The organism is Shewanella aestuarii (assembly GCF_014647215.1).
Taxonomy (GTDB): domain Bacteria; phylum Pseudomonadota; class Gammaproteobacteria; order Enterobacterales; family Shewanellaceae; genus Shewanella; species Shewanella aestuarii.
On the sequence record NZ_BMOT01000001.1, the window covers coordinates 735149 to 748725 of the forward strand.

Here is a 13577-nt window from a genome sequence, read left to right on the forward strand (position 1 = left end):
ATCATAATTTTAATAACCTCTAGACTCACTTTTTACTACAGCTAAATGAGTTTCTAGCCTAAATAACTAAAATGGATGTGTATGGATCTCAATGCATTAAATGTATTTGTCACTTTATTTAAAACGGGTTCAACATTGCGAGCGGCTGCAAAGCTTAATCGTTCACAATCTTTTGTATCTAAAATACTGGCACAATTAAGAGAAGACTTAGGCGATCCATTATTTATCCGCACAGCCAATGGCTTACAACCTACTTCCTATGCCATCCAAATTGCCCCCAAATTACAAAATGCCATAGAACAAATTTCGGTAGCATTAGAGCCGGAATCTTTTAGTCCAGCTAAATTAGAATTTATCTCTATCCATATCTCTGAGCCCTTATTAGTTATGATAGCCAAGCCGCTAATCAATAAAATTCGGGCGGAAACCAATGCGATAGTGGAGCTTAGACAATGGCGCAAAGAAAGTAACAACCAGCTTATAGACGGTAACGTTGATATTGGCATACAAGCCTTAAAAGAACGCCCACAAGAGCTCTATCAGAAAAAAATTGCCTGTGGCGCGGCAAAGTTGATTGGCAATCAATCTGGTGAGTACGTCAAGTTGATGATCGACGATTACAACGAAAACCTGAATTTATTTCGAACTGTGATTGATGAAAAATTAAATGCCACAATTTTAGTGGATAATTATGCGGTACTCAGTCAACTCATGGATCAACATTTTACCTATAGTTTTCAATTACCCAATAAACAGCATACTGACAATAAAATTGGAGTCGACATTGCCATGATATGTCACTCAGCAAAACGCTATAACCCCAAAACCGTTTGGCTATCAGATATTTGTGAGTCGGTAATCAAGGATGCGATTAACCAATAACGCATAGTTTAATCATTGCATTATAAATTTTAGAGGTGAAGTCAATGAGTCAGCGTAGTATTGTTTCATTATTTAAACCCACCTCAGTAGCGGTGATCGGCGCTTCAGATAATCCAACGCGAGCTGGCCGAGCCATCATGCGAAACCTACTTTCAGGTGGTTTTTCTGGGCCAATTATGCCCGTCACCCCTAAATATACTGCGGTGATGGGCGTATTAGCTTATCCCAATATTGAAGCATTACCCGTCAAACCAGATTTAGCCATAATCTGTACCGCTGACCATCGAGTCCCCTCTATCATTGAGCGCTTAGCACAATTTGGCTGCAAAGCCGCAATCATCATGGCCAGTGGCATGGCCGATACCTTTGATGATAACGGAGTCAGTTTACTTGCCCTAACCCAACAACATGCAAAACGCTACGGCATGCGGATTTTAGGCCCAAACAGTTTAGGCATGATATTGCCGACAATCGGTTTAAATGCCAGTCTGGCTCATGCCAGCGCAAAAGCAGGTAAAGTGGCATTTGTCTCTCAATCTGCGGCCATTTGCACCACAGTTCTCGACTGGGCCAATAATAAAGATATTGGTTTCTCTTCGTTTATTTCACTTGGCGATGCATCAGATATCGATTTTGATGAACTACTAGACTACTTAGGTCGAGACAGTAAAACCTCAGCCATCATGTTGTATATTGATTCCATTAACGACAAGCGCCGATTTCTGTCAGCAGCAAGGGCGGCATCACGCAATAAGCCGATATTTGTGATCAAATCAGGCCGAAGTCATGAAGGTGCTAGAGCCGCCATGATCCACACAGGTGGAGTGCGAGGTAACGATGCCGTATTTGAAGCAGCATTTCGTCGTGCTGGTATGCTGCGGGTAAATGACCTGATTGAATTATTTGCCGCAGTAGAAAGCCTTGCCCATGCGAGTGCCTTGAAAGGTGAACGCTTGGCCATTATGAGTAATGGCGGCGGGCCTGCGGTATTAGCCGCCGATGAGTTAATTATCAAAGGCGGTAAACTGGCGCAATTGTCACCCGCTTTGTTGAATGATTTAAATCAGCATTTACCCAATACTTGGTCAAAACAAAACCCGATAGATATGGTGGGTGATGCCAATGCGCAGCGCTATGGTGACACGTTAAAACGCCTGATGGATGAAGATAATATTGATGCTATTTTAATCCTACACTCACCATCAATATTGCAACAAAGCGAGCAAATTGCCCAAAGTATTATTGATACATACTCCCAGCACCCTCGTAAAAACAGGCTCAATATTCTAACCAATTGGAGCGGTGAAGATTCCGCTTACATGGCGCGTAAAAAATTCAACCAGGCCAGTATTCCCACTTATCGAACTCCAGAAGGAGCCGTGCGTGCATTTATGCACATGGTTGAATATCGCCGTAATCAAAAGCTACTGCAAGAAGTGCCACAATCTATTCCGGATAACATTCCAACAGACAGTGCTACAGCAAGGCAATTACTGCAAGCCTACCAGAACGAAAATCAATTGGTTTTAGGCACTTATCAAGTTAGCAACATCTTAAAGGCTTATGGCTTAAACACCATTAATACCTGGTTTGTCACTGACGTTGCCGATGCCGTCACTGTAGCAGATAAAGCCGGTTATCCAGTGGCGTTAAAAGTACAATCTCCTGACTTACAATATAAATCCGATGTCCACGGCGTAATGCTTAACCTAACCAGCTCTGATGAGGTAAACCAAGCCGCACACTCAATTATTGATAGAGTGCATCAGGCTAATCCCAATGCACGCATTGAAGGCTTAGTGATCCAAAAAATGGCATTAACTGCTGGCACCCAAGAAATTCGTGTATCGGTGATCAACGATCCGGTATTTGGCCCCGCAATTTGTTTAGGTGAAAGTGGCACCCAATGGGACCCAACACAAGATGCATCGGTTGCTCTGCCCCCACTGAATATGACCTTGGCACGTTACATGGTTATTCAAGCACTAAAAACCAACAAACTGCGTGACCGTCATCTGCCGCTTGGGCTAAATATGAACGCCCTATGTGTGATGCTCACGCAAATTTCGCACCTGATTATTGATTGCCCTGAAATTGCCGAAATCGACTTCAATCCCGTGCTGGCTGCCGGTGAGAATATTACCCTACTTGATGTTGACGTACGCTTACATCCTTTGGGACATGACAGCAGTAATCGCCTAGCGATTTTGCCCTACCCTAAAGAATTGGAAGAAACCTTAATTCTTAAAAATGGCTTAGCAGTAATGTTAAGACCGATCCTGCCAGAAGATGAGCCCAAACACATGGACTTTGATAATGCATTATCCGAAGAAGACAGATACAAACGCTACTTTGGTGTGCGCTCAAAAATGACCCATGAAGAAATGGCAGTATTAACCCAGATTGATTACTCACGTGAAATGGCATTTATTGCCACCACAAAACTGGCGGATGGACAAGAGCTAACCTTAGGAGCCGTAAGGGCATCGACTGACCCTGATAATACCGAAGCCGAATTTGCCATGGCTGTGCGAACCGATTATCAAGGCATAGGTTTAGGTAAACGATTGCTAGAAAAACTTATCCATTATTATCGTGGCAACAACACCCCTGTTCTTACTGGCTTTACCATGTTTGAAAACCGTAACATGGCTAATCTAGCCAAGTCATTAGGATTTGAAGTCACATTTGATATGGAAGAACACTTGATAAAAATGCACATGGCGTTTGACCATAAAAATACCCCGACAGAGTAAACTGACAATTGAATATGCTTCAAAATAACGCACAATATTACGATCAATTATTTACTGAGTTATCCTTAAGTGAAACAAGGCTAGAATCAATTGAGTTTGAACAGTGCGATTTTAATGGGTGTGACTTCTTCGCAGCAACATTCAGTCACTGTAAGTTTATTAACTGTCGCTTCACCCAATGTAATTTAAGCTTACTGAAAAGTAACTATTCAGCGTTTGTCGAAGTGCACTTCGTTGATTGTAAAATGCTCGGTATTGATTGGACTCTGGCACATTGGCCCAAATATACCGTTAATCCTGAGCTGTCGTTCACCCGCTGTATATTGAACGATAGCTCATTTTTTGGTTTAACCTTACATGAACTGGCGTTAGCTGAGTGTAAAGTACAAGAAGTCGATTTTAGAAGTGGTGATTTTAGTCACTCATCAATGACCGAGTGTGATTTTCATAACAGTCTGTTTATGCGAACAAATCTGCAAAAAACTGATTTTAGTGGATCCATCAATTTCAACATCAATATCAATGAAAACAATCTCCATAAAGCCAAGTTTTCCCGCTACGAAGCACTCAGCTTATTAGAAAGTTTATCGATAGAACTTGTGGACTAACTTAAAAAGTGGGTCATATTTAATCTCAGTTCGATAATAAATTTATATCAAACAACACCCTACACCGCTAACTGGTTAAATTTACTTGCAATTGAAGCATGATACCAATAGGTAGAACCCAACTATAAATAAAATTCGGCTCCAATTTTTTCGCAAGAGCCCCCCCCCTAGTTAAAGCTAACCAACCACCAATTAATAAAGATAATGAAAAGCCTTGGAATAATGACGGGACAAATAATAACATCCCATAAACAAAATTCCCCAGACCAAATACTTTAACTCCAGTTGGCACTCGAACGCTCCTTGCTCACTAACGCTAAGCTAACGGGCAGTGACGTAGCAGCATAATCGCGAAGCGCCGCTGGGTTAATGTCCCAGTGACCGAAGGGAACGAGTTAAGCGCCTTGTATGTGACCTGCCGATACTACAAGTAATCTTCTTTTTGATATTTCCCATAACCGGCTTGTGTTAATTCCTTGAGTTCTTGAAAGAGTTTTGCATCTGTTGCTTTAAAGTTGAAGCATGATTTGCCTTGCATTCGCTTTTGAAGTTCTGGCGATATGCCTTCCAATAGTTCTGGGAACACATAGACAGGCATAAGATGAAAACTAACATAACTCTTATTGATTTTGACCGAACCAAAATACATTGGCTTTTTATTTTTCATGACATAGAGGGTATTTAAGTAAAAGTTATCGGCTTTGTCAGTGACCACGACCATGCCACTTGCATAGGGAAGCAGAATGTCTTTGAGGTAATGAAATATTTCTTCTGAGTTATCCACTTTTTAACACCTTCCAGACTAAAACATTACGAGGTCACATAACGCCCTGTTAAGCTGTAAAAAAGGTTGGCTATAATCGCGAAGCGATGGACAACTGTTAATTTTCCATTTAAATGACTTGTTATACATTTTCTATTTCCACGTTACTTTTCTTAATTCTTCAGCCATTAATTTCAGATCATTGTAATCACTAAGAGTTAAGTAATCTCTAAGATCTTTATATCTGTAACCTTGAATTCCTCCGTGAGATGCTTTTTTAAAATCAGTTTCATAAGTACTGTTTTCTGGAAGGAGATAGTATTTTAATCCAGAATGATCTTCGCCTAATTCAGACAATCCCTTTTGAAGACGTTCTTTTTGCTCATTTGTATGCCCTTTACTATGAGTATACAATGAGCCTGTATTAGAATCATAATCTGCAATTATTATCGTCTCGATTTCAGATATTGTTCTTACAGACTTGCTGTTATATAAGCCGAAGTATTTAAACTTCTGACTGTGCCAATTAGTTGGACAATAGTATATTTTGTGTTTTTTGTTCCAAGCATATGAAAAACCAGTAGGTGCGAATAATAATTTATATTCTTCATTAGAAATCAAATCACTTCCAATACAGTAACCACTAAAATCATCAAGAAGTAAGCGCAGTTCCATATCATGTGTATTTTCTTCGTAAATACCTGCTAAATTCTCAATCAAATCATTAAACAATAAATTAATAAATTGAATGTTTAAGTTCGGATATGATTTTTTTAGCTCTCTATTTATTTTAATAACTTCATCTTCATCGAATTTTAATGAACTTAAATGCCATAGTTGATTGTGGCTATTTTCATTAAATACTTCTCCATATTTAATTAACTTTCCGATCAATTCCTTGCTATTCAATTTAGTTTCAATGACTATCTTTGATGGTTTTACTTCAATATGACCATCAATTATTCCTTTTCCCATACCAACCTGTTGTGTGAAAATAGGTTGAGGATAATAATCCTGCCGAATGTTTCCTTCGTTTGAACGCTCAATTATTGATTTGTAATAACTAACATTTAGGTCATTCAACCTAGAGAGCATCAATAACACATTGTTCGTAACAGTATTTTCTTTTTGTGAGTATTTTTGAAATTGGCTTATTCTCATTTTCTTCTCATATTTACAATGAAACTCATAAATTACAACTTTATGTATAACGCCCACTTAAGCGGACAAAAATAGTTGGCTATAATGTGTAGCGAAGCGGAACGTAGCCAACTGTTTTTGTTCCGTTTGAAGTGCTTGTTATACGTTTTTTATGAGCGAAAATAGTTTATTAGTGCTTTCCAGTCAATTTCAATTCCTGCTTTTTTCATAACACCAAGTTTAACACCACCACCTAAAAAGCTATCTATGTCTTGTTTGTTCTCATCAACATATATATATGACAAACCATCAATAGGTTCTTTCTGATGAGTATTAGTTAAAGGCTTAGGTGTTGTAATTATTTGATCACTGATTAAAGTATCTTGATATCTAAGTAAAGCTTCATTAATGCGTAAACTTGATTTCAGCCGGTCAATTTCTGACTTTAGTTTTTCCAACTTAAGCTCTGCAATCGGATCATAATTATTTTCAGGTATATCATTAAAGTTTGAACGAGGTAATTTCATATAAAATGAAAGTGCCTCTGATATTTGTAATAAAGCTGTATTTTTATCTTTTGGAATAATTGAAAATATAACGTCGCCGTTATCCTTTTTAAAACTACTTTCTGCATCAATTCCTAGATCTCTCAAAAACTCAATAAAATACATTAAGTAAGTAGAACATGCTTGTTCAGTATTTTTGTCGAAAGAAAATTTTGCGACGACTTTATCAGCAAAACCTCCGATAAGAACTTTTTCTTCTGCTAGCTTTACGGACTCATCTAGGAAAGCAGCGAACCCTTCCTTATTGTTCCATAATTCACCGACTACATTAGAGTTTATTTCAAAATAAAGAGTGGCACATCCAAAATCATTTGAAATTGAAGAAGGGGAAATATCAATAGAGTATTTAGTATCATTTTTTAAGATTTGATACATTTCACTTCTTAATAGATAAGGATTTAAATGTCCTTTCCATTTTTCTGGATCAATCTCCCATGTATAGCCCAAATATGGCTTGTCAGTTGAGTTATTTAGAAGAACGGATAATATAAAAACGCCCAATTTGTCATATTCATTTCTTATATCTAGTTGTAATTCATTGGGAAAGCTACTAAAAGCTATGTTTTCAATATCACAGATACTAAGTTTTACTTCATCATTAACAGGAAAGCTATATTTACCATCTCCCCATACAGAACCAGTTTCACCTAATAAATATTGGTGTTCATTTACTTCTACAATCCATTTTTTCCAATCCGAATTATCTTTATTTAAATTTATCATGTATCCCTACTTGCTAAGCTAAATGCAAAACCTAGAAACGTATAACGCCCCATTAAGAGGCTTTTAATTGTTGGTTAAAATGTGAAGCGAAGCGGAACCTAACCAACTGTTAAAAGTCCTGCTTGAATGGCTTGTTATAAATACTATTCCCCAACTTGCTCGGAAACGCCCTTAAATACAATCGTTACACCTTTAAAATATGAATTAATCCATAAGCCTAAGATGCCAATTAACCACATAAAACAAGTAAAAATTAAACCCATAAACAAGCCAAGCGGCAATGAAACCAATAGCCCTTTAATACCTGTGTAATATTGATCATTAAAAGCGACTGTTTCAAAGCCAAATAGAGAAAATATGCCCATAAGAAAACAGAAAGCGATCAAACCGTAGCCGACACTTTGAAATAAAAGTTTAAACAGGGAGTTTTTAGAGATGTTTTTTGCCGAGATTTCCATTTACGCAAGTCCTTGAAGTATTTATAACAGCTTATTGAACGGCGCATCATTCAATGTCGGCCGTTTAAGTTATTGATTAATAACATCCTACATTTGCTATCTAATTGATGTAAAGCACTTTTAATTTCAATAATCGCAAAACAAAGCGTGCAAAATGTTTTTCAATATGATTTTTCTACTTGCTTTCTGATAAAACTCTAACAAAATAAACACCTTATAAACCCCTCACTTCAATAACACCTACTACTTATGGATGATTTTTGACCCGATAAATCGTCAATCAGCCGAAAACCATTATAACTGTATAAATATACAGTTATAAACAAAAGCAGGCAAACTTATGAAAAACACCGGTTATTTAGGCTCGATTAGAGAACGAAAAGAGTGCGTCATTACAACCGATACATGTCGCGGCTTTGGCTTCCTGCGCCGCTCTACCCTAAATTTATTGAGACATAGTGCACTGACATTTCAAGAAATGAAGCGCGTCAGGCAGCATTCTTATTGTTGTTAAAGATTTCGCACTAACATCCGCTATTTGTGTTTGTATGCTGCTATTTCTAAAACACGACGATTTGACAGCTAAATGACAGACGAAGTAGATGAATTTGTTGATTGATTTTTATTTGACTGCAAAGCAGTCTAATTAGTGAGGCTCGCCTATTGACTGGCGGAAGGCTCATATATGTTATACGTCAATTACGCTGAAAATAAAAAGTTGCACTATTAACAACTTTTACGTTATTCCCATCAATAGTTGCAGGTGTAAACAGCCACAGTTGAATAGCCTTTAGCGTTTCTTCTTGTAACTCTTTGGGGTAGGCATCAACTATTGTTGCACCCTCCACTTTACCTGATTTGTTTACGGTAAACTCTACCGTAGCAAAGCCATCAAGGTTATTTTTGTTTTTAGGCCATATTTTTAACTCTAAAACTTCATTGAACTTGGGAACGAAAACAATATTACCTTCATTTGGTATTGAATCAGTCGCATTTGCTAAAGAGGAAAAAGCAAAAATAAATGCAAATACAAACTTCATTGAATCCTCCATAACCTATAACGTTTTAGTCGATATGCACTGCGCTGTTTATAAGGCATAAATCGCTTGTTGGACTAGGCCGATGCCACATCCATATTAATCGGTAGATTTTATGCTATCGGAATTTGCTTTTTGGCGGTAGTGGTATTTTGTACAGTTTTACAGCTAGTTGCTTGTGCTGATTACAGATTTTAAGGTTTTTACTGTCATTCGACATCTATTTTCATGAGCGTATTTTCTGATGTGTTCGCTTGGGAATATGTGGCTAAGAAGAGGTATTGGCAATGAATCGAACACTTGACTGTGATGCCAAATCCGTTTCATTTAGGTTAATAACGCTAACCAAATGCTGAAACTCAATACCGATAAAATAGTAGATAACACCACGGTTGTGCCAAGCGTTGACTCATGCTGTTTAAGTTCAGTGGCAATTAAATAGGCATTCACGCCAAGGGGAGAGGCACTCAGTAATACCAGCATAGTTAAGGTTTGTGCAGGCAGTACCAATAGCCATTTCCCCGTAATAAACACACATGCAGGCAAGAGTATTATTTTCAAAAAACTGGCGCATAATGCTAATGGCCAATCTTGGCTAATTTTATAAAAACTTAAATTTGCACCCAAAACAAATAAGGCACAGGCAAGTGCTGGTTTGGCAAGTAATATTAATCCGCCTTCTAAGGCAGCAAATAAACTAAGGCCAACGGCATTGGCAATCATTCCCAAGCTGATACTTAGCACCACAGGGTTAAGCACCATATTGCGTGTAAAAGTACCCCATGAAAAACCCTGTTCCCCTGCCCGCGCGGCCAAAATAAACGTGATGGCAAATAATAAGGCACTGTGAAATGTGATGATCATAAACACTTGCCCTATCATTGCCTCACCAATTGCTGCCATGATAATAGGTAAGCCCACCAAAACGGTATTTGAATAACTTGAGCCTAAGGCAAATACCGCACTGGCATCTCGGCTTTTAAGGTGCGTTTGGGCAAATTGACGATTAAAACGATACCCCAGTGTATATACCGCTAACACGGGTAGATAAAACACCAGTAATGATTTTACATCAAAGCTTTGAGATAGCGGCGCGGCTAACATATTGATAAACAAAAATGCAGGAATACTGACATAAAAAGTGAATTTACTGATGCCGCTTATCTGCTCTTTATTAAAAAAGGTCAGTCGTGTGAGTAGATAACCCAAGGACACCATAAAAATGAGCGGGAAAATAATACTAAAAATGGCCATAATCACTCAACAATCAAACTAAATATCAATATCTTGCCAATAAAAAAGGCGCCTAAGCGCCTTTTCATCAGGAGGGTAAAATTACCAACCAGTACGAGTACGTAATGCTTTACCGATGTCAGCTAAAGAGCGAACAGTCGTTACGCCAGCCGCTTCTAAAGCAGCAAATTTATCAGCAGCAGTACCTTTACCACCTGCGATAATTGCGCCAGCATGGCCCATACGCTTACCTTCTGGTGCAGTCACACCAGCAATGTAAGATACAACAGGCTTAGTGACGTGTGCTTTGATATATTCAGCCGCTTCTTCTTCAGCATTACCACCAATTTCACCGATCATAACAATCGCTTCGGTTTGTGGATCGTTTTGGAACATTTCCAATACGTCGATGAAGTTAGTACCAGGAATTGGGTCACCACCAATACCTACACAAGTAGATTGGCCGAAACCTTCGTCAGTCGTTTGCTTAACCGCTTCGTACGTTAATGTACCGCTGCGAGAAACAATACCGACTTTACCAGGCTTGTGGATGTGACCAGGCATGATACCAATCTTACATTCGCCAGGAGTGATCACACCTGGACAGTTAGGACCGATCATACGTGTGCCAGTTTCTTCTAGCTTCACTTTCACTTGAAGCATATCAAGTGTTGGAATACCTTCAGTGATACAAACGATTAGCTCTAGACCAGCATCGATTGCTTCAAGAATAGCATCTTTACAAAATGGTGCAGGTACGTAGATAACAGTTGCCGTTGCACCTGTTGCCGCTACTGCATCTTTAACAGTGTTAAATACTGGCAAACCTAGGTGAGTTTGACCACCTTTTCCAGGAGAAACACCGCCAACCATTTGCGTGCCATAAGCAATCGCCTGCTCAGAGTGGAAAGTACCCTGACCACCAGTGAAACCTTGACAGATTACCTTGGTATCTTTGTTAATTAAAACAGACATTATTTGCCCTCCGCAGCTTTAACAACTTGCTCAGCCGCGTCAGTTAGACTTGTTGCCGCGATGATATCAAGACCAGACTTAGCCAATACTTCACGACCTAATTCGGCGTTAGTACCTTCAAGACGCACAACTACTGGCACTTTAACGCCAACTTCTTTCACTGCACCGATAATACCTTCAGCGATCATATCGCAACGTACGATACCACCGAAGATGTTAACCAATACTGCTTTAACATTGCTGTCAGAAAGAATGATCTTAAATGCTTCAGCAACACGTTCTTTAGTTGCTCCGCCGCCAACGTCTAAGAAGTTAGCTGGCTTGCCGCCGTGTAGGTTTACGATGTCCATAGTACCCATTGCTAGGCCTGCACCGTTAACCATACAACCTACGTTGCCATCTAATGCAACATAGTTTAATTCAAACTTTGCAGCGTGCGCTTCACGAGCGTCATCTTGAGATGGATCGTGCATCGCTTTGATTTTAGGCTGACGGAATAATGCGTTGCCATCAATACCAATTTTGCCATCTAAACAGTGAAGGTTGCCTTCAGTGGTGATAACAAGTGGGTTGATTTCTAATAACGCAAAATCATGGTCGTTGAACATGTTAGCTAGACCCATAAAGATCTTAGTGAACTGCTTCATTTGAGTTGGGTTTAAACCTAACTTGAAGCCAAGATCACGTGCTTGGTATGCTTGAGGACCTGTTAACGGGTCGATGATCGCTGTGTGAATAAGCTCTGGAGATTCTTCAGCCACTTTTTCAATTTCAACGCCACCTTCAGTCGATGCCATAAAGACAACGCGACGAGTGCTACGGTCAACAACTGCACCTAAGTACAATTCATTGGCGATATCAGTACAGCTTTCAACTAGGATTTTAGCAACTGGCTGACCTTTAGCATCAGTCTGATATGTCACTAAGTTTTTACCTAACCAGTTTTCAGCAAATGCTCTGATTTCGTCTTTATTGCCGGTAACTTTAACGCCACCTGCTTTACCACGGCCGCCTGCGTGTACTTGACACTTAACAACCCACATATTTCCGCCAATGTGGCCAGCCGCTTCAACTGCTTCTTGAGCAGTATCACATGCAAAGCCTTCAGAGACTGGTAAACCATATTCGGCAAATAAAGATTTTGCCTGATACTCATGCAAATTCATGATGATCTATCCATATACTTCTAATCAAATCCTACTGGCTCAATTTGAGCCAGCGACGAGGGTGTGTCTAGTTGACTCTTATAGGTCAAGCAATAGACGAGTTGGATCTTCTAAGAAGTCTTTAATAGCGACTAAGAAGCCAACTGACTCACGGCCATCAACAATACGATGGTCATAAGAGAGTGCTAGGTACATCATAGGCAGGATTTCAACCTGACCATTGACTGCCATTGGGCGATCTTTAATAGCATGCATGCCTAAGATTGCACTTTGTGGCAGGTTCAAAATTGGCGTTGACATAAGCGAACCGAAAACACCACCGTTAGTTACGGTGAAGTTGCCGCCTGTCATGTCTGCAACAGATAATTTTCCGTCACGGCCTTTGATGGCTAATTCACGCACTGCTTTTTCAATTTCAGCCAAGTTCATGGTATCAGTATCACGTAAAACTGGTGTAACCAGACCACGCGGTGTAGATACAGCGATGCTGATATCAAAATAGTTGTGGTAAACAATATCGTCGCCATCGATTGAAGCGTTAACTTCAGGGAAACGCTTAAGCGCTTCAGTGACCGCTTTGATGTAGAAAGACATAAAGCCTAAACGAATACCGTGGCGCTTTTCAAAGATATCTTGATATTGCTTACGGATATCCATGATTGGCTTCATGTTAACTTCGTTAAACGTAGTTAACATTGCAGTAGAGTTTTTCGCTTCTAATAAACGCGTCGCGATTGTTTTACGTAAACGGGTCATAGGTACGCGTTTTTCACTGCGGCCTTCTAAAGGCGCTACAGGTGCGACAGCAGGTTTAGCTGCTGGTGCTGATTTTGCAAATGCTTCAACGTCTTCTTTAGTGATACGTCCACCCACACCTGTGCCTTTAATTTTTGCAGCATCTAGATTATGCTCAGCAATTAAACGACGTACAGATGGGCTTAGTGCATCATTAGACTCGTCTGAAGCCGGTGCAGCGTCTGCCGCAGGAGCTTGAGCTTCCGCTTTAGTCACTTCTTGACCAGCAACAACACCTGCGATGAACTTAGCAATAACTTGCTCACCTAAAACGGTGTCGCCTTCTTGGAACAATAATTCAGAAATTGAACCATCTTCAGGCGCAACCACTTCTAGAACAACTTTGTCGGTCTCAATATCAACTAAGTTTTGATCACGAGATACCTGTTCGCCAGGTTGAACATGCCAAGTTGCAATAGTTGCATCAGCAACTGATTCTGGTAATACCGGTACCTTAATTTCGATACTCATGGAA

Annotated in this window: 13 protein-coding genes; 3 read left to right on the forward strand and 10 right to left on the reverse strand. The window is 39.6% G+C overall.

What is annotated here, in order from left to right:
* The first annotated feature begins 81 nt into the window (after positions 1-81).
* Genes IEY03_RS03180 through IEY03_RS03190 form a run of 3 tightly spaced genes read left to right on the forward strand, consistent with a single transcriptional unit; the run spans position 82 to position 4246 of the window.
* Complete coding sequence (locus tag IEY03_RS03180; RefSeq protein WP_229778177.1) at positions 82-882, forward strand: LysR family transcriptional regulator; 801 nt, start codon at positions 82-84, stop codon at positions 880-882.
* 44 nt (positions 883-926) lie between these two features.
* A complete protein-coding gene (locus IEY03_RS03185) occupies positions 927-3638 on the forward strand; it encodes a bifunctional acetate--CoA ligase family protein/GNAT family N-acetyltransferase (protein WP_188839873.1) in 2712 nt (903 codons plus the stop codon).
* Between the two features lie 14 nt (positions 3639-3652).
* Positions 3653-4246, forward strand: a complete 594-nt coding sequence (locus IEY03_RS03190) for a pentapeptide repeat-containing protein (RefSeq protein WP_229778178.1) — start codon at positions 3653-3655, stop codon at positions 4244-4246.
* 67 nt (positions 4247-4313) lie between these two features.
* Here IEY03_RS03190 and IEY03_RS03195 read toward each other — a convergent pair whose 3' ends face one another.
* From IEY03_RS03195 to odhB, 10 genes are all read right to left on the reverse strand, one after another.
* Positions 4314-4538 (reverse strand): hypothetical protein, encoded by a 225-nt coding sequence (locus tag IEY03_RS03195; protein ID WP_188839875.1) that lies wholly within the window; start codon positions 4536-4538, stop codon positions 4314-4316.
* Between the two features lie 132 nt (positions 4539-4670).
* On the reverse strand, positions 4671-5030 hold the full coding sequence (locus tag IEY03_RS03200) for a hypothetical protein (protein WP_188839876.1): 360 nt from the start codon (positions 5028-5030) through the stop codon (positions 4671-4673).
* A gap of 132 nt (positions 5031-5162) precedes the next feature.
* Positions 5163-6170, reverse strand: coding sequence for a hypothetical protein (locus tag IEY03_RS03205; protein WP_188839877.1), 1008 nt, complete (start codon positions 6168-6170; stop codon positions 5163-5165).
* Positions 6171-6319: 149 nt separating this feature from the next.
* Positions 6320-7438: a hypothetical protein gene (locus tag IEY03_RS03210; protein WP_188839878.1), complete on the reverse strand. Its 1119-nt coding sequence runs from the start codon at positions 7436-7438 to the stop codon at positions 6320-6322.
* Positions 7439-7581: 143 nt separating this feature from the next.
* Positions 7582-7896, reverse strand: a complete 315-nt coding sequence (locus tag IEY03_RS03215; protein ID WP_188839879.1) for a hypothetical protein — start codon at positions 7894-7896, stop codon at positions 7582-7584.
* A 695-nt stretch (positions 7897-8591) separates the two neighbouring features.
* Entirely contained in the window at positions 8592-8936 is a 345-nt protein-coding gene (locus tag IEY03_RS03220) for an energy transducer TonB (RefSeq protein ID WP_188839880.1), read from the reverse strand.
* A gap of 324 nt (positions 8937-9260) precedes the next feature.
* On the reverse strand, positions 9261-10187 hold the full coding sequence (locus IEY03_RS03225) for an AEC family transporter (protein WP_188839881.1): 927 nt from the start codon (positions 10185-10187) through the stop codon (positions 9261-9263).
* Positions 10188-10268: 81 nt separating this feature from the next.
* Complete coding sequence (gene sucD / locus IEY03_RS03230) at positions 10269-11141, reverse strand: succinate--CoA ligase subunit alpha (protein ID WP_188839882.1); 873 nt, start codon at positions 11139-11141, stop codon at positions 10269-10271.
* Positions 11141-12307 (reverse strand): ADP-forming succinate--CoA ligase subunit beta, encoded by a 1167-nt coding sequence (gene sucC, locus IEY03_RS03235; protein WP_188739245.1) that lies wholly within the window; start codon positions 12305-12307, stop codon positions 11141-11143. Before sucC ends, sucD begins: the two co-directional genes overlap by 1 nt.
* A 78-nt stretch (positions 12308-12385) precedes the next feature.
* Positions 12386-13573 (reverse strand): 2-oxoglutarate dehydrogenase complex dihydrolipoyllysine-residue succinyltransferase, encoded by a 1188-nt coding sequence (odhB, locus tag IEY03_RS03240; protein ID WP_188839883.1) that lies wholly within the window; start codon positions 13571-13573, stop codon positions 12386-12388.
* Positions 13574-13577 lie beyond the last annotated feature (4 nt).